Raw genomic sequence first — 18027 nt, 5'->3', positions numbered from 1 at the left:
CTTTTGAATATTTATCCCCACATTGTATTATGAAAAAAGCAATTATTTCTTTTTGGGCTTTAACTGCCTTATTCTTTTTAAGTTATAAAACTTCTGCTCAGTCAATCAGTGGCAAACTTATCGGAGGCATCAATGCTGGTCAGGTGGATGGTGATGATTATTCTGGTTTTGATAAACCTGGACTGATACTAGGAGCTGCAGCAACATTTCCTTTATCTAAAAAAGTATTTCTTCAACCAGAGGTCTTCTATTCTCAGAAAGGCGCGAAGAACAGTGAAAATAACCCTGCGTATTTCAGGTGGAGATTAAATTACATAGAAACTCCTGTAGTATTTCATTTTAGAATTGTAAAAAGGTTTGGAATAGATGCTGGAGTTTCCCCCAATTTTTTATTAAAGTCCAAAATGGATTTGGGTACTGGATATGATGATAATACTAAGGATTTTGATAAAGTCAATCTATGTTTCCTAGGCGGTTTAGAATTTAGGATTGTACGTGGACTGGATTTGAATTTACGCTACTCAAGATCTGTTATGCCTATCAATTCAAAAGAAAACTCTTCGTATAGCCGCAAATTTTATACAAGTACTTTGTCTTTATCATTAAGGCTAACATTGAATAAAGTAGAGTAAGCTCAAAGTAAAAAAGTAATCCAAGTGTAGTCAGGGATTTCGACGGATTCCAAGAAAATTAAGGGTTATTTTTTAAAAAATTACATAAAAAAACCGGAAGTGATTCCGGTTTTTTTTATTTATGATTTTTTAGCTGCTGCCTTGGCTTTTGGTTTAGCTTCTTTTTCTTCTTTGTCGGCTACTTTTTCTTTAGCTGCTTTAGCTTTTGGCTTGGCTGCTTTTAGTGGTTCTGCCTCTTCATTTGTTTCTGAAGTTTCTGCAGAAGCAGTCTCGGATGAAGATGCTGCAGTAAATCTTTCAGGGAAATAAGTTGAAATAGTTGTGTACCATACAACTAATTTCTTCATATCTGATTGGTATACTTTTTCTTTGTCGTAATCAGGAACAACTGACTCTACAAATTTTTGCAATTCTACAGGAGTAGATTTCCCAGAAACATCGATAGTTTTTCCGTATTTTTCAAAAATTCTCGAAAATACGTCCTCTAAAGGAAGAGAAGCTTCTTTGCCGTCTGTATAAATTGAAATTTCTTTTAAAAGAGAAACTCTGGTGTTAGCATTGGCAATGAATTTAGTTTTTTGCTCATCAATACTTTCCAGGATTACACCATTCCTCGTAGGTTTTAAAACTTTGTAAAGACCACTTTTTCCTGAAACTGCTGCAATATCTTTTAAATCCATTTTAAATTAAATAAGGTTAAAAATCTATAGTTTGAAATATATAGGAATACTAGTTTGAATTTTATATCCTGGAGCTTTGAATTTCAATAATTTGGCTACCCTTAATGCTTCCTGACCACAACCTCCTCCGATATTTTTTACTATCGTAGGACTATAAATAGTTCCGTCTTCATTAAGGATGAAATTGATAATACATTCTCCCGAAATTCTGTTTTTCTTTGCCAGAATAGGGTATACCTTATGTTTCTCAATGAAGGCATACATAGAATCTTGTCCGCCTGGATAAAATTCTGCTGCTGGTATAACTTTTCCACTTTGAGCAAAAATCACAAAGTTTATTCCTAGGAAAAGAAGGGATGATAAAATTAGTTTTTTCATATTTTTACTCGAAATTATATTAAAAGCATTTGCAAAAATACTTTGAATTATTTACTAACCAAATTTTAATTTTTCTGTTCTTCGAAATTTTTTACCAGGCTATCCAGATAATTGAGCACCTCTTCTTTGCCAAAGCCTGTTTCGGATGAAGTAACGAAAATCGGCGGGAGTTCTTGCCAAGTCTTTGACATCTCATTCTCAAATTTCACTAAGTTATTATTTGCCTGCGTTTTTGATAGTTTATCGTATTTCGTAAATATCAATGAAAAAGGTATTCCTTTTTCTCCAAGCCAATTAATAAATTCTATATCAATAGCTTGTGGTTCTAAACGGTTATCAATCAGTACAAATACACAAAATAAATTTTCCCTTAAAGTAAGGTAATCTTTAACCATTTTTTCCCACTTAGCTTTAGATTCCTTGCTTACCTTGGCCCATCCATAGCCTGGTAAGTCGACCAGATACCATTTTTCATTGATAATAAAATGGTTGATCAACTGTGTCTTACCGGGTTTTGCACTGGTTTTGGCCAATCCTTTTTGTCCGGTAAGCATATTTATCAGAGAAGATTTACCAACATTTGACCTGCCGATAAATGCAAATTCACACTTATCTGGCTCGGGACAATCTTTGTAATTGGTTTTACTTTGGACAAAATCAGCCTTTTTTATTATCATAACTATAACCTTTCAATGCGGAATTTCGCCTGTTGGAATTTCTATAAGAATGGCAAAATTAAGAGAAATGACTTAATATATCATAGCGTATTTTAAGAATTACTCTCTAGGATATATCAAAACCAATTTCAATCTAGACCGTATTGATTGGATTGGAATAATTTCTCAAAATATTTCTTGATTGAAAAAAATATTTTAAATTGACTTTAAGGTAGAAAAAATATTATCAAATTAAGAATTAGTGATGGGGAACTCTCAGATATTCTAAATCTCTTCGTTATTATCCTGCCTTATCCAAGCTTAAGATTATCAAATATGCGAAAATTGTATCTCCTATTCCTGTTCCTGCTTTGTTCCTTTGTCGGAATCGCTCAACCTAATATTAAAAAATCTTTAAAAAAGGCGAATTATTATTACGATGAACACAAGTATAAGGAAGCCATTGCTGCTTACCTTGAGGTACTTGATCTTGAAAAAAGTAATGCAGAAGCCAATTTTAAACTTGGTGTTTCATATCTGAATACTATTCACCACACCAAGTCTCTACCTTATCTGACAAAAGCCTATGAAGTAAATCCTGATATAGACCCAAAAATTCTTCAGCTTCTTGGTAAATCGTATCAATACAATCACCGGTTTGAGGAAGCATTAAAATATTTTCAGGATTACAAAGTAAAAATTGATAAGAAGGACTTAGAAGAGATCAAAAAAACGGATAGGAAAATATTCGAATGTGAGAACGGTGCTGTTTATGTAAAACACCCTGTTAAAGCTAAGATTGAAAACATGGGCCCTGTAATTAATACCAAGTTTATTGACCATGGTCCGGTCATTTCCGCTGACGAATCTGTACTAGTATTTACCAGCAGAAGAGAAGGGGGAACTGGAGAGGCTCTTGATGAACAGGGACTACTTTTTGAAGACATCTATATTTCCTATAATAAAAATGGCCAGTGGACTGCGCCTCAGAACATTGGAAAACCAATCAATACTGAAGTGCATGATGCCAGTATAGCCATCTCTCCGGACGGAAGTCAGATATTTATTTATAGGGATAGCGACGATAGTAAGGGAGATATATTTTTGTCTACATTGCAAGAAGGAAAATGGTCTAAACCTCAGGATCTTGGTAAAAACGTCAATACCAAAGCGGATGAAAAATCCATTTCGATGACTGCAGATGGTAATACTATATATTTCACAAGCGATAGAGAAGGCGGCTTAGGCGGGCTTGATATTTACATGAGTAAAAAGGATAAAAAAGGAAAATGGGGAGTAGCTGTAAACTTGGGAAAGAGCATCAACACTGAATATGACGACGACGCTCCTTTTATCCACCCTGATGGAAAGACCCTATATTTTAGCTCAAAAGGCCATGCCGGCATGGGTTGGTATGATATTTATAAATCCACCCTAAAAACAGATGGAACATGGTCTACTCCTGAAAACCTAGGTTATCCTATCAATACCGCTGATGATGATATTTACTTTGTACTTTCAGCGGACAATAAGCATGGTTATTATGCAAGTGAAAGAGAGGGAGGTCAAGGAGAGACAGATGTATATATGATCAGTATGCCAAAGCCTGAAGAACTTGCAGAGGTTTCAGGAAAAAGTGTTAATGAAACTAAGGAACCGGGAAAGAAGAAACTTGTCTCAATAGCCAAAGTAGAAGCTTTTAACCCTATTACTATACTAAAAGGTACAGTTACAGATGCTCTTACCAAAGCTCCTCTTGAAAGTAAATTGCTTATCATTGACAATGAAAAAAATGAAGTCATTCATGAAGTAACAACAAATAGTCTTACCGGCGGCTACCTTGTTATTCTTCCTTCCGGTAAGAATTATGGAATAGCTGTTGAAAAGAAAGACTATTTATTTCATTCTGAAAATTTTGATATTCCAGCAAGTACTAACTATCAGGAAATTGTAAAGGATGTGGAACTCAAGAAGGTAGCTGTTGGAACGAAGATTGTGTTGAGAAACATATTTTTTGATTTTGATAAAGCGACTTTAAGACCTGCTTCAACTGCTGAATTAGAAAGATTGTATGACTTGCTAGTTCAGGTTCCAACTTTAAAAATAGAAATTTCTGGCCACACAGATAACAAAGGATCTGCGGATTATAACAAAAATCTTTCGCAGAAAAGAGCACAGGCGGTGGTAGACTATCTTATCAAAAAGGGAATTGATCCTGCAAGATTGAAATATGCCGGATATGGATTTGATAGGCCAATGGAAACCAATGATACCGAGGAAGGCCGTCAGCTCAACCGAAGAACAGAATTTGAAATCATCGGAAACTGATTAGGTTTTAATTACCTATCTTGCATTTACTATTTAGGCAGGATAAGTATATAAGGTGAAATGAAAAAGCTTTGTTTTTTTATAATATGTCTTTCATTCTCTCTGATGGCAAGCGTATCGGTGCAAGCTCAGGGAGAGAAGAAACTTATTAAAGAAGCAGAAGCCGCATTGATTCAAAAAGATAAAAAGAAGGCTCTCGATTTATATCTCAAAGCTTGGGAAATAAATCCCAATAAATCCGATGTCAATTATAAAATAGGAATCTTATATCTGGAAAGCGATTTTAAATTTAAGGCCTTGCCTTATTTGGAAAAGGCTTCATCATTGGGACTTTCTCCTGATTACCAAATCAACAAATACCTTGGAATTGCCAATCAGCTCAATCACAACTTTGAAAAGGCAATAGAAAATTATCAGAATTACAAGGCTTCTATAACAGATAAAGAAGAAATTAAAAAAGTTGACCGCAGAATTTATGAATGCAATAATGGACTAGAGTTTATCTCAAATCCTGTTCCTGTGAAAATTGATAATTTAGGACCTGTTATCAATTCATCTTTTCCCGAATATGCTCCTGTTATTTCAGCAGATGATTCTCTTCTTATTTTTACTTCAAGACGACAAGGTTCTACAGGCGGAGCAACTGATCAGTCGGGAATGTATTTCGAGGATTTGTATTCAAGCAAAAAAATAGAAGGTGGTTGGAGTATACCCCAAAATTTAGGTTTCCCTGTAAATACTAGCTCACACGAGGCATCTGTGGGAATCTCTCCTGACGGAAATCAATTATTTATTTATAAAGATAATGGAAACGGAGATATTTATGCCTGCAGCTTTTCTGAAGAGCACAAATGGTCAAAACCGGTTTCTGTAGGCAGTGAAGTAAATTCTGCGAAATATTTTGAGAACGGTGCTTGTCTTTCTTTTGATGGAAAGAAATTCTTCTTTGCAAGCAATCGCGAAGGGGGAGCAGGTGGAAATGATATTTGGGTGGTAGAGAAAAAGGATAATGGAAGCTGGGGTAAACCTTCTAATCTGGGTATTCCGATTAATACTGATGCAGATGAGGAAAGTCCTTTTATGGATCTGGATGGAAAGACACTTTATTTTAGTTCACGTGCTCACAAGGGGATGGGTGGTTTTGATATATTCAAATCTGTTTTCAGTGAAGAATCAAAAAAATGGTCAATACCTGAAAATCTTGGATACCCCATAAACTCAGCTGATAATGATCTTTACTTTATACTATCTGGAGATGGGAGACATGGATATTATGCATCTGTAAAAGAAGGAGGCTATGGCGACAAAGACATTTACCGAATATCAATGCCACCCAGATCTGACTTTCAGGACCTTCAGGGAAGATTACAAACGATTAGAGAAAAGAGATACTCCAATCAATCTGTTGCCAAGAACCAATCTTATTTATTTTCAGGAAAGGTATTGGATTCTGGTACAAATAAACCAGTATCTAATGCATTGGTAAAGCTAAAAGATAATAAAGGAAATGTCATCAGTGAAATAACCAGTAGTTCAGCTGGAGATTATCATTTTAAAATAATAGTTGATTCTGCAGATGCATATTTGCTTACCGCTTATGTAAAAGGTTATGGTCCGTTTTCGAAAGATATTGAAATACCTAAAGACAAGAAAACAGCCAATAGTCAGGTTAATGATATAAATTTGAAAAAACTGAATTTAGGTGAAAGATTTGTCCTCAGAAATATTTATTTTGATTTTGATAAATCTGAATTAAAACCAGAATCTAAGTCGGATCTGGAAAATTTAATCATACTTTTGAATGACAATCCATCTGTAAGTATAGAAATCGCAGGGTATACAGATAGTAAAGGTGAAAAGGAATATAATCAGAATTTGTCTCAAAAAAGAGCAGAGGCCGTGTTGAATTATCTTGTATCAAGAGGTATCTCTAAAAAGAGATTGGTAGCAAAAGGATATGGAGAAAGTACACCTGTTAATAATGGTCAGCACGTAAAAGAGGAAGAAGCAAGCAGAAGAACAGAGTTTGTAATCATAGATAAGTAATTATACCGTAATTTAAGAGTAAATAATACTATGAAGTTGAATGTCAGATTTTTTTTAATCCTGGTAATGTCTCTTGGGCTTTTAGCCCAGGCAAATAGTCAGGATGTTTCGAATGATTTGAGGGAAGGGCAACGTCTTTTGAAGCAAGAGCATTACAGAAATGCTCTGCCTTTTTTTGAAAGGATTTTGACTAAGGAGCCTAAAAATACAAAAGCTTTGTTTGGCGCAGCTGTTTGTTACCTGCACAGATATTCTAAAGAAAAAGCGCTGACATATATAGAAAAGGTTTATGCACTGGATTCTGCGGTAGATAAACATATTCATTTTTGGATGGGGAGAGTATATCATCAAAACTATATGTTTGATAAGGCTCTTGAACAATACAATATTTATCAGTCCAATCTATCCCAAAAGGATCTTCGTCAGAAAGACCTGGAAAAATATATCAATCAGGTAAATACAGCTAAAGAATTTCTTAAGAATAATCAGAACTATTTGGTTTCAAACCTTGGGCCTACCATTAATAGTTCTTATTCAGAGCACAGTCCTGTTACTTCGATGGATGACAAATTACTTTTATTTACCTCTAGAAGGTCAAATGAAACAAGTAAAGAAGACCTGGATGGTGAGCCTTTTGAAGATATCTTTCAATCAAAGAAAATTGATGAAGGTAAATGGTCAGAACCGCAGAAAATACAACTGAATTCAGGTGGACACGATGCTTCAATTCAGCTTTTTGATAATGATACCAAGCTGCTTGTGTATAAATTTACAAAAGGTGGAGATATTTATTATACTGAAAGGGATGGGGATAAATGGGGAGATCTTAAGCCTTTTGCAGGTATTAATTCCCGAGATTTTGAAGCAGATGCATTCATTTCTGCCGATGGTAAAACTGCCTATTTTGCTACTAATCACTATAAAAGAAATGGAGATCTTGATATTTACTATGTAAAGAAAAATGCAGATGGTTCTTGGGGGGAACCCTCTGAACTCAGAGGTGGAATCAACAGTGATGAAGATGAAGATGCTCCTTTTATTACGCCAGATGGAAAAACCCTTTATTTTAGTTCAAGAGGACATAAAAATATGGGAGGGTATGATGTATTCAAATCCGTGCTAGGTGATAGCGGTAAATGGTCAGAACCTGAAAATATGGGCTATCCGATCAATACACCGGATGATGATGTGTACTTTTATCTATCATCCATATCAAAAAAATCTTATATATCCTCATACCGCGAAGGTGGATATGGAGAAAAGGATATCTACGAAATTTCATATATACCATCAGTAAAAATCAATGGGATTGTTACGGAAGACCGGACAGGCAGAAAAGTAAATAATCTTCAGATGTTATTTGTCTCCACAAGAAATACCACTAAGCCTGTAAATGAATCAACATTCACTCAGGATGGAAGATATTCAGCTAGTCTTACAGCGTATAATTCATATAGGATAAAGCTTATAGACGGGAAGGATACATTGTTGACTCAAGAGCTGGATATTCCTTTTACAGCCGATGAAAACATGACAATAACAAGAGATTTCGTGATTCCATTTGTTCAGAAAGATTCAGGTGTAGCGATTATATTGCCTGAGAAGTTTTACTCGGGAAAATTTCTTTTAAGAGATATTCATTTTGAAACAGGGAAATCAGTTTTAAATACTCTAAATCAAAATGAGCTGGACAAGGCAGCAGAGATTTTAAAGAAAAATCCTGAGGCAAAACTCAAAATAAAAGGATCTGTACAAACTAATGAAAACCCAACGCTTGCACAAGAAAGAAGTAAGAGTGTTTCTGAATATTTAAAAAGCAGAGGCGTGTCTACTACACAGCTGGAAGTTGTTGATGGCTTTACAGATGGCAGCATTGTAGGACTTGAAAGCAATTTTAAAGGTACGCCTACGATGGAATTTGACAAGAGTATCATTAACTCAGCAGCTGTGGGAGCATCTTTTATATTAAGAAATGTTCACTTTGAGACAGCTAAGTGGGATTTAAATGAAGTGTCAAGGAATGAACTTGATCTGTTGATCAGTATTTTGAAAGAAAATCCTTCATTAAATATTGAGATAGGTGGGTATACTGATAATCTTGGAGAAGATGCTGCAAATCAGATATTGTCAGAAAAAAGAGCTAAATCAGTTGAAGAATATCTATTGACTAATGGCATAGATAAAAGCCACTTATCGGTTGTAGGTTATGGGGAAGCCAGTCCCCTTGCTCCAAATGATACAGAGGGTGGGAGGATATTGAATAGAAGGACAGAGATCAGGATTTTGGGAAAGTAAATTTCAATCTGAAAAGTTTATAAAGGCTAAACCATTCGGTTTAGCCTTTTTTTATTTATTTTGCGCAAAATTTTGACTGATGGTATTACCTTATAAGGACGATTTAAGCAAAGGCAAAAAGGAACAGGTTTCTCAGATGTTCGATAATATTGCCCCTAAATATGACCTGTTAAACAGGGTTTTAAGCGCAGGAATCGATATCAGATGGAGAAAAAAAGCTATTGGTAAATTAAAAGCAAATAAGCCTAAACTGATACTGGATATAGCTACAGGAACAGGAGACCTGGCTATTGAAGCTCTTAGCCTTAATCCTGAAAGGATCATCGGTATTGATATTTCTGAGGGGATGCTTACCATCGGAAAAGAAAAAATTGCCAAACTTGGGCTTTCTAGTAAAATATTGCTTCAGCAAGGCGATTCGGAAAATATTATATTTCCGGACAATTATTTTGATGCTGTTACCGTTGCCTTTGGAGTAAGGAACTTTGAGCATTTGGAAAAAGGCCTTAGTGAGATTCTTAGAGTTCTGAAACCAGGCGGCGAAGTGATGATACTCGAGTTTTCTCAGCCGGAGAAATTTCCCTTTAAACAATTGTATTCTTTTTATAGTAAACAAATTCTTCCTCTCATCGGAAGACTGGTATCAAGAGACAAGGCTGCATATACATATCTTCCTGAATCAGTTAAGAAATTTCCTTATGGAAAAGAGTTTGTCGGTATTTTAAACAGAATTGGATTTAAATCAGCAACATGTCAATCTTTAAGTTTAGGAATAGCCTCAATTTACGTGGCAAAAAAACAATAGCTCTATTTTTTTGTTTATTTACCCTGAGCAAGTCATTTGGTCAATATACGGCAAATACGAATCTGCCTTTTTATGACGACAAGCTTTTGCACTATGGATTTTTCCTTGCTGCCGGGTTTACCAAGTTTGACGTGGTACATTCTGACTATTATTTTCAGCTGGATTCCATTACACAGGCAGCTCCTGGAAATAATGGAGCCCTTACAATAGGATTTATTGTTAATTTGAAACTTCATGATCACTGGGATTTAAGGCTTTTACCTAACTTTTCATTATACACTAGGAATGTAGCATATGAATTTAGGAATAAGTATAAATCAGATCAGATTACCGAATCATCGTATATTAACTTACCGCTTCTTTTGAAATTCAAGTCTCAGAGAAGAAAAAATGCCAGAATGTACATTCTCGGAGGAATAAATCCTGGTATAGAGGCTGGTGCGAAGAAAAAAGAAAAGAAAGAAACAGATCTTAGAGTTCAAAACACCGATTTAAGAATAGATTATGGCTTTGGTTTTGACATTTATTATCCGCTGTTCAAATTTTCTCCTGAATTAAGATTTTCTCATGGGATTAAAAACATGCTCATCCATGACGATAATATTTATAGTAAGAGCTTGAAAAAAGTATTTACTCATACCGTAACATTATATCTCAATTTTGAATAGCGTTCCTCTTGGAGCTCCAGTTAGATAAGGGGGGCTAGGACATTGTATAAAGTATTATAAGTGTTCAATAAATTACTTAACCACTAGTTTCTGAGGAGAAGAAGGAAAACCGTCAACAAGGATAGAGACTACATAAAGACCAGCAGTTAGGTCTGCAGTTGCTACATTAGCATAAGTAGACGTCCCGTTTACAGACTTCACAACGTTCCCTTTTAGATCAGATACGTTAACTATAACGTTTGAGCTCTTTGCTTTGTAAGCTACAGTTGCAATATCAGTTGAAGGGTTTGGATAAATTGAAAGGTCTGCTATCTCACCAGTTTTAGCTTTGTAGCTAGTTATATCAAGGTCTGTACAACAAGTAGTGAATAAATTTCAATTGTTCCGGAGTAAGCACCTAGTGGATCATAGTCTGCTTTTTCTGATTCTGAAAGTCCTACTATCGGGTTGATGAAGAACAAAATTTTCTCTAATTCAGAAGGATCTAAAGAATAATTTGTAACCGGGCAACTATTAGGAGCTAAGCAAAGGAACGATTCATTTATATCTATAGTGTTTGGGTCATCCTCAACTGCAGTATAACCTCCTGTTCCTTCACCAGCCCCATCTGGAGTTAGGTCAAGGAAGATATTTTTGGTTTCTCCAGAAAGGACAAAGAACTCAATTTTTTTCTTTCTCAGAGGACTTGCCCATGTAGTACCATTCGCATTTGTTTCTATAACACTGGATGGAAGGTATTCTCCTTTGCCGTCTGCAGATTGAAGCAGTAACTGAAGGAGAAGAGTATCTCCAGGTGTAGAGCCATTGTTTTTGATTACAAGTTGAATGTCGGAGCTTTTTGAAAAATCAAAAGATTTGTTATCTCCAAAAGAAATACCGAAAAGGTTTTTGTAAGAACCAGCATGATTCACCTCGATGCTAAGTTTTCCATTAGCTCTAGCTGGAGTGGCTACTGTATCTCCATCTGCATCTCCAGTAAAATAAAAAATGCCTCTTTCTGTAACTAAATCATAGTATTCCTGATATCCATCTTTTGAAGGATCGGCATCAGCCATATCGTCATAAATGTAAGTAGGCTGAAAAGCCGGTGAATTCTGAGCAAAAGAAGCAGTGCTTGCTAATATAAAGCTAAATGCCAGTATACTATTTTTCATAATGAGTTTTCCTTGGGTAATAAAATAGATCAAAGTTTTTAAAAATGAATTGCTTTTTTAATTAAAGGATTTAGTTATAATTGCCCTTTTGCTTTATATGTTTTATTATAATCTTGTGTTTTTTCGCAATATCTGGTTTTGGGTTGTATGTATTAGTTTTAATTTTTAAAGCTCATGCAATCTAATTGTTTTTGGAGTAAGAGAAGTAGAATTTGCCTGTGATTTGAAATGCTTGAGGGTAGATGATTAATTACAGATTGTAGAAAAATGATTTACCTGAGTGTAACATTAAAAAAGAGCATAAAAAAAGCTATTTCAACTTTTACATTGAAATAGCTTTTTATTATAAGTGATTAATAAATTACTTAACCACTAGTTTCTGAGGAGCTGAAGGAACACCGTCTACAAGTACAGAAACTACATAAAGACCAGCAGTTAGGTCAGCAGTTGCTACATTAGCAGAAGTAGAAGTTCCGTTTACAGACTTCACAACGTTTCCTTTAAGATCAGATACGTTTACAACAACGTTTGAGCTTTTTGCATTGTAAGAAACAGTTGCAACATCAGTTGAAGGGTTTGGATAAATTGAAAGGTTTGCTACATCAGCAGTTTTAGCTTTGTTGCTAGTAACATCAAGATCAGTACCAACAAGTAATCTAGAGATTTCAATTGTACCAGAGTATGGGCCTAATGGATCATAATCTGTTTTGTCAGATTCTGGAAGTTCTACGATCGGGTTGATGAAGAAAAGAATTTTCTCTAATTGAGAAGGATCTAAATTGTAAACTGTAACTGGGCAAGTAGCTGGAGATGAGCAAGGGAATGGATCTACTGGATCAGCAGCATAACCACCTGTTCCTTCACCAGCACCAGCAGGAGTTAGGTCAAGGTAGATGTTTTTTGTTTCTCCAGAAAGAACAAAGAATTCAATTTTTTTCTTTCTTAGAGGGCTAGCCCAAGAAGTACCATTTGCATTTGTTTCTACAACGCTAGAAGGAGTGTATTCACCTTTTCCATTTGCAGATTGTAACTGCATTTGAATAAGAAGAGTATCGCCTGGAGTAGCCCCATCGTTTTTGATTACAAGTTGAATGTCAGAGTTTCCTGAAAAATCAAAAGATTTGCCATCTCCAAAAGAAATACCGAAAAGGTTTTTGTAAGAACCTGCATTATTCACTTCAATGCTAAGTTTTCCATTAGCTCTAACTGGATTAGCTACTGTATCTCCATCTGCATCTCCTGTGAAATAAAAGATACCTCTTTCAGTAGCTGCATCATAATATTCCTGAGTTCCGTCTGTAGTAGGATCAGTATCAGCCATATCATCATAAATGTAGGTTGGCTGAAGGCCTGGAGTTGGCAATGCTGTAGTTGAAAGCTGAGCGAAAGAAGCAGAGCTTGCTAATGCAAAACCAAACGCTAGTAAACTTTTTTTCATAGTGAGTTTTTCTAAGGTTTATTTAAATAAATTTTAGTTTTAAAACAGCCAAATATAATATTTTTGAAGATTAGATATACTTCATCGATTAATTTTTTTTTAAAAAGAAGCCAAAATAGTATAGCCCTTCAAATAAGATTATTAGTTATTTTGTTTTAAAAAAATTAAAACTTCTTGATTAATCTCATGTTTTCCATTGAAAGTTAATACTTTTAAATTCTTAAACTTTGATCCAAGTAATTCTAACTCTTTCAAATGATCTTCTTTTAGCAAAGGATCTTTATCACCATATACTATATAAATATCTTTTTCCTGAAAGGTTTCCATACTAAACTGAAAGTCTGTATTCAAATCTGGAGGAAATATACCCGCCCATAATATCAGCTTATCAAAGTTCTTTTTTTTACTTACTACCCATCGGCACACCGTTGCCACGCCCTGTGAAAACCCTAAAATGTTGAGTTTTAACTGATGTGAGGAATAGCCTTGAATTATTTCATTATAAAGCTTTTCAATATACTCCACATAATCTTCGATATCTTTTTCACGCTCCTCTTTTGTCATCCAGGTTGCACCGACTCTTCCGCTGAAACCTTCAAGATAGAACCTTGATAAGGCTTCAGGAGCTACTATCAAAGTTTTACCATCGTCTAATATTTTAAATTTATCAATAAAATAAGGAGCCAGCTGGCCATAGCCGTGACAAACAATCCAGATACTTTTGGTTTGCTCATTCATCTCCCCAAGTGTACAATAGCGAGCAGTTTTTTCAACTTTAAGAAAATGTGTTTTCATAGAATTCCTTATCTGTCCAAACATAAAAATTTATTTTCTATTTTTAGAGCAGACTCGTATATCCGAACTAGGCAAATCATTCAGATATGAAAAAAATATTGGTACTAGGAGCTGGAAGATCCTCTTCTGCATTGATCACTTATCTCTTAAAAGTTTCAGCCACTAATGGCTGGATGCTAACAGTTGCAGATGCTGATGAAAAACTGATCAATGGGAAATTAAAGAATCATCCTTCTGGCATTCCTTTAATTTTTGATATTAATAATGAAGAGCAGAGGAAAAAAGAGATAGGAAGTCATCATCTTGTAATATCACTGCTTCCCCCACAGCTACATATTCTTGCTGCCAGGGAATGTCTCAATATGTCGGTTCCGTTTATAACAGCTTCTTATGTATCTCCGGAAATACAAGCGCTTGATAAAGAAGCAAAAGAAAAAGGTTTGTTAATACTGATGGAAAGTGGTCTAGACCCAGGCATTGATCATATGTCTGCAATGGAAGAGATTGATAAAATTAAAGCTGAGGGCGGGGCACTTATTAGTTTTAAGTCCTATACAGGTGGACTGGTTGCTCCGGAATCTGATACCAATCCGTGGCACTATAAGATAAGCTGGAACCCACGCAATGTAGTCCTTGCTGGACAAGGTACAGTAAAATATCTGGAAAATGGAATCTATAAATATGTTCCTTATCATCGGCTTTTTTCAAGAATTGAAAATATTGAAGTGGATGATGCCGGAATGTTTGAAGGATATCTGAACAGAGATTCATTAAAATACATAGATCTCTATGGTTTGAATGGCATAGATACTTTTATCAGAGGTACTCTCAGGGGGGAAGGATATTGCAGTGCCTGGAATTCCCTTATTCAGCTTGGTCTTACAGAAGATTCTTATACAATTGATCTGCCAGAGGGTGCTGCTTTTGTTAATCTGGTAGAGTCATACTTGCCTGCAGGAACAGGAAGTGTAACAGACAGAACAAGCAAATACCTTGATTTGGCTCTTCAAAGTAATGAAATACAACTAATGAAATGGCTTGGTTTGTTTGATCCAGGTAATAAAATCAAATTTTCAAATGCTACACCAGCTCAGCACTTACAGAGCTTAATTGAAGAGAAGTGGAAGCTGGAAGCAAATGATAAAGACAGAATCGTTATGATTCATTATTTTGAATATAAAGTTGGAAGTGAATTTTTCAGAAAATCTTCTTCTTTGGTTGTAAACGGAGATGATCAGATAAATACTGCGATGGCAAAAACAGTTGGTCTTCCTCTTGGTATAGCGGCGAAACTTTTAATGGAAGGCCAAATCAAACTTACCGGTGTTCATGTACCTACCAGCAAAGAATTATATTATCCAATCCTTCGGGAATTAGAACAGGAAGGAATCAGATTTAAGATGAAAGAGTTGTAAAAACTATCTTAAAGAAAAAGATAATAAGGGCGAAGCAGGTCGGAAAATTCAGATGTATACTGGCCTTTAGAATTTTTGATAATGAAGGATTTATTAGATGAAGTTGTAGCTATTCGTGTATTGCTATAACAATCAATTACCCGTATTATTTTTCCCTCATTCTTATCTTTGATTTCAAGTCTGTCTTGAAGAAAAAGATTTGCCTCTCCGAGAATCTCTTCAAATACAGAGGCTTCATAAGGTGGAAGCAAAACGTAAAATTTTCCTTCACATGACAAGAGACTAGCAACAGATTCCGAAAGGTCCTTCAAAGAAAGAGTTGTGTTGTGGATAGCCTTATTTAGTTTAGGATTGGGCGATAATAAATGATTGGAGAAGAAGGGTGGATTGGAAATGATAAGATCATATTTCTTCATTGCTGATGCACTGAAGTTTTGAATGGAAGAAGAGAATATGTGAAGTCTGTCTTTCCATTGGCAGTTTTTAAAATTTTCTTCGGATTGTAATGCTGCATCTACATCTATTTCAACTGCGTCTATTTCCGCAGTTGATTTTTGAGCAAGCATTAATGAAAGTAGCCCTGTACCACTTCCTATATCAAGTATATTTTTAGCTTCTCCTGGATCAATATAAGCACCGAATATGCATGAGTCGGTGCAGACTTTCATACCAGTTTTCTCCTGATTGACTTGAAATTGCTTGAATCTGAAATAAGAATTACCCATTTAAATAAAATAATTTAAATCAGAATAAGCTATCTCTGTTGTTAGCACTTCTTTCATAACCTTCATCTATCAATAGCTTCGGACCTTCTGCGCTTTTTACGGCCAACCTATCGCAGATTTCATTTTCTACATTCCCCGCATGACCTTTCACCCATTGAAATTTGACTTCATGTTTTTTATAGACTTCAATGAATTTTCTCCACAGATCTTCATTCTTTTTATCTTTAAAATTCTTTTTTACCCAACCCCATATCCAACCTTTTTCTACAGCATCAACTACATACTTGGAGTCTGAGTAAATCGTCACTTGTTGTCCCGGCTCTTTTAAAGCTTCAAGTCCTTTTATCACAGCAAGAAGCTCCATTCTATTGTTAGTTGTAAGTCTGAACCCTTCAGAAAGCTCTTTTCTATGCTGCTTGTATTTAAGCACAGTGCCATAGCCTCCTGGTCCTGGATTTCCTTTTGCAGCGCCGTCTGTATAAATGACAATCATGTTTTATTACAATGTATTTTTTAGGAAAGTTTTCAGTTGCATTATCTCCTGTTCTTCAATCGCAGGAAAATTGGCAATCCTGAATGTGTCGTATTTCCATGTTCCATAGCCATTGCCAAGAGTGATGCCAGCTTTTAACGATTGCTCTTTTATATTTTTTACATATGAAGCATCACTCTTTACAGCTATAACTGTATCTGAACGCATTTGATTTTCAATTACCAATGGTTTTACAGACTGAAATCCCTGCAGAAAGTCATACCATTCGTCTGCTTGTTTTTTTATTCTCTGATCAATATTGCCAATAGGAGATATACTTTCCAATACCTTCTTTAATAAAACTATATCAAGAATGTTGGGCGTATGAGTTGTCTGATACTTCAGCATATTTTCATGAAGATTCACAAAGCTGTTGTAATATTTGTTGGTACCAATTTCCAGGCCTTTGTTAACAGCCTTTGGGGAGCATATCAACAGAGAGAGACCGGATGGAAGACCAAAACACTTTTGTACTGAAGCATACCAGATGTCAGCCATAGAAAAGTCCAGATAGACACCAGCCATAGATGAAGTTGCATCTACAGCTATTAGTTTTTCGGAAAAAGAAGCTCTGATTTCCGACAGCTGCTCATTCTGAATCTGAGTACCATTGGAGGTTTCGTTTTGGGTTAAAGCTATTAAATCACATACTAAAGCATTTTTCAACATTTCAGTATGAACAACTTCATTTATATTATATCTATAGCCAATTGTTTTAAGTCCCAATTTACCGTTAGTGTCCATCCATTTTTCACCGAATGCTCCATTGTATAAATGGAAGGACTGTTCTTTGATAAAAGATTGCGCAATAATTTCCCAACATTCTGTAGCAGAAGAAACGAAGTAAACCGAATAATCTTCCGGTAATAGAAGTTTGTTCCTGATTAGCTCTAAGCAGTCTTTATAAAGTTCCATAAATCCGGAACTCCTGTGGTTCATGCTTAATATTCCCGAATCAAAAGCCTCATTCAGAAAGCCTTTTACCTGTTTATAAATTTTTGAAGGTCCGGGATAAAAGGTAATCATTATTTCTTGAGAGAAAGGAATTGATACACAGCAAGACGGTAGCTGTCCATTCCAAAACCGGAAATAACCCCTTTACAGTTTTTGGCGAGCATGCTTTTATGTCTGTAATCTTCTCTGGAATACACATTGGAGAGATGTACCTCATATACTGGCGTTTTAATACCAGCAATGGCATCAGAGATGGCAATTGAGGTATGAGTATAAGCGCCTGCATTCAACACGATTCCGTCATAGGAGAATCCTGTTTCATGTAATTTATTAATGATTTCACCTTCAACATTTGATTGATAATATTCCAATCCAGCTTGAGGGAATTCAGCCGTTAATTTTTTAAAATAATCTGCAAATGATTCGGAACCGTATATGGAAGTCTCGCGGATGCCTAGCAAATTTAAATTTGGTCCGTTTATAATTATGATTTTCATGAATCCTTTATTGCTGTTAAATTTATAAT

Annotated in this window: 18 protein-coding genes; 7 read left to right on the top strand and 11 right to left on the bottom strand. The window is 35.4% G+C overall.

Annotated elements, in window-relative coordinates:
* Positions 1–29: 29 nt before the first annotated feature.
* Positions 30–632, top strand: a complete 603-nt coding sequence (locus J7604_RS03205; protein WP_293890939.1) for a porin family protein — start codon at positions 30–32, stop codon at positions 630–632.
* 119 nt (positions 633–751) lie between these two features.
* Here the strand turns inward: J7604_RS03205 and J7604_RS03200 are convergent, their stop codons facing one another.
* The 3 genes from J7604_RS03200 to yihA all read right to left on the bottom strand — a co-directional run bounded on the left by J7604_RS03200 (position 752) and on the right by yihA (position 2367).
* The gene (locus J7604_RS03200) at positions 752–1312 is read right to left on the bottom strand and encodes a DUF5606 domain-containing protein (RefSeq protein WP_293890936.1); all 561 of its coding nucleotides are present in this window, start codon (positions 1310–1312) and stop codon (positions 752–754) included.
* A 24-nt stretch (positions 1313–1336) separates the two neighbouring features.
* Complete coding sequence (locus J7604_RS03195) at positions 1337–1690, bottom strand: energy transducer TonB (RefSeq protein WP_293890933.1); 354 nt, start codon at positions 1688–1690, stop codon at positions 1337–1339.
* A gap of 65 nt (positions 1691–1755) precedes the next feature.
* Complete coding sequence (yihA, locus tag J7604_RS03190; protein ID WP_293890930.1) at positions 1756–2367, bottom strand: ribosome biogenesis GTP-binding protein YihA/YsxC; 612 nt, start codon at positions 2365–2367, stop codon at positions 1756–1758.
* Positions 2368–2682: 315 nt separating this feature from the next.
* Between yihA and J7604_RS03185 the strand changes: the two genes are divergently transcribed.
* The 5 genes from J7604_RS03185 to J7604_RS03165 all read left to right on the top strand — a co-directional run bounded on the left by J7604_RS03185 (position 2683) and on the right by J7604_RS03165 (position 10488).
* On the top strand, positions 2683–4674 hold the full coding sequence (locus J7604_RS03185) for an OmpA family protein (protein ID WP_293890927.1): 1992 nt from the start codon (positions 2683–2685) through the stop codon (positions 4672–4674).
* 60 nt (positions 4675–4734) lie between these two features.
* A complete protein-coding gene (locus J7604_RS03180; RefSeq protein ID WP_293890924.1) occupies positions 4735–6720 on the top strand; it encodes an OmpA family protein in 1986 nt (661 codons plus the stop codon).
* A 30-nt stretch (positions 6721–6750) separates the two neighbouring features.
* On the top strand, positions 6751–9015 hold the full coding sequence (locus tag J7604_RS03175; protein WP_293890921.1) for an OmpA family protein: 2265 nt from the start codon (positions 6751–6753) through the stop codon (positions 9013–9015).
* Positions 9016–9091: 76 nt separating this feature from the next.
* Positions 9092–9820, top strand: coding sequence for a bifunctional demethylmenaquinone methyltransferase/2-methoxy-6-polyprenyl-1,4-benzoquinol methylase UbiE (ubiE, locus tag J7604_RS03170; protein WP_293892039.1), 729 nt, complete (start codon positions 9092–9094; stop codon positions 9818–9820).
* Positions 9766–10488 carry an outer membrane beta-barrel protein gene (locus tag J7604_RS03165; protein ID WP_293890918.1) on the top strand — a complete coding sequence of 241 codons (723 nt, stop codon included), beginning with the start codon at positions 9766–9768 and terminating at the stop codon, positions 10486–10488. The genes ubiE and J7604_RS03165 overlap by 55 nt, the downstream gene beginning before the upstream one ends.
* Positions 10489–10560: 72 nt before the next feature.
* Here J7604_RS03165 and J7604_RS03160 read toward each other — a convergent pair whose 3' ends face one another.
* The 4 genes from J7604_RS03160 to J7604_RS03145 form a co-directional block, all read right to left on the bottom strand.
* Positions 10561–10785: a T9SS type A sorting domain-containing protein gene (locus J7604_RS03160; RefSeq protein ID WP_293892036.1), complete on the bottom strand. Its 225-nt coding sequence runs from the start codon at positions 10783–10785 to the stop codon at positions 10561–10563.
* Positions 10786–10826: 41 nt separating this feature from the next.
* The gene (locus tag J7604_RS03155; RefSeq protein ID WP_293890915.1) at positions 10827–11642 is read right to left on the bottom strand and encodes a hypothetical protein; all 816 of its coding nucleotides are present in this window, start codon (positions 11640–11642) and stop codon (positions 10827–10829) included.
* A 361-nt stretch (positions 11643–12003) separates the two neighbouring features.
* The gene (locus J7604_RS03150; protein WP_293890912.1) at positions 12004–13080 is read right to left on the bottom strand and encodes a T9SS type A sorting domain-containing protein; all 1077 of its coding nucleotides are present in this window, start codon (positions 13078–13080) and stop codon (positions 12004–12006) included.
* Positions 13081–13221: 141 nt separating this feature from the next.
* Positions 13222–13875 (bottom strand): alpha/beta hydrolase, encoded by a 654-nt coding sequence (locus J7604_RS03145; protein WP_293890909.1) that lies wholly within the window; start codon positions 13873–13875, stop codon positions 13222–13224.
* A gap of 86 nt (positions 13876–13961) precedes the next feature.
* On the opposite strand from J7604_RS03145, the gene J7604_RS03140 reads away from it, so the two are divergent.
* Positions 13962–15290: a saccharopine dehydrogenase family protein gene (locus J7604_RS03140; protein ID WP_293890906.1), complete on the top strand. Its 1329-nt coding sequence runs from the start codon at positions 13962–13964 to the stop codon at positions 15288–15290.
* Between the two features lie 8 nt (positions 15291–15298).
* On the opposite strand, the gene J7604_RS03135 is transcribed toward J7604_RS03140, so the two are convergent.
* From J7604_RS03135 to J7604_RS03120, 4 genes are read right to left on the bottom strand one after another with little or no spacing between them, the layout of a single operon-like run.
* The gene (locus J7604_RS03135; RefSeq protein WP_293890902.1) at positions 15299–16015 is read right to left on the bottom strand and encodes a methyltransferase; all 717 of its coding nucleotides are present in this window, start codon (positions 16013–16015) and stop codon (positions 15299–15301) included.
* 19 nt (positions 16016–16034) lie between these two features.
* Positions 16035–16508 carry a ribonuclease HI gene (rnhA, locus tag J7604_RS03130; protein ID WP_293890899.1) on the bottom strand — a complete coding sequence of 158 codons (474 nt, stop codon included), beginning with the start codon at positions 16506–16508 and terminating at the stop codon, positions 16035–16037.
* A 6-nt stretch (positions 16509–16514) separates the two neighbouring features.
* Positions 16515–17573, bottom strand: coding sequence for an aminotransferase class V-fold PLP-dependent enzyme (locus tag J7604_RS03125; RefSeq protein ID WP_293890896.1), 1059 nt, complete (start codon positions 17571–17573; stop codon positions 16515–16517).
* The gene (locus J7604_RS03120) at positions 17573–17998 is read right to left on the bottom strand and encodes a type II 3-dehydroquinate dehydratase (protein ID WP_028982010.1); all 426 of its coding nucleotides are present in this window, start codon (positions 17996–17998) and stop codon (positions 17573–17575) included. Before J7604_RS03120 ends, J7604_RS03125 begins: the two co-directional genes overlap by 1 nt.
* Between the last annotated feature and the right edge of the window lie 29 nt (positions 17999–18027).

Origin of the sequence: Sporocytophaga sp., from assembly GCF_017745095.1 — a bacterium.
In the GTDB taxonomy this organism is placed as follows: domain Bacteria; phylum Bacteroidota; class Bacteroidia; order Cytophagales; family Cytophagaceae; genus Sporocytophaga.
The sequence above is the reverse complement of the archived record's forward strand: the minus strand, read 5'-3'. Positions and strand labels throughout refer to the sequence as shown.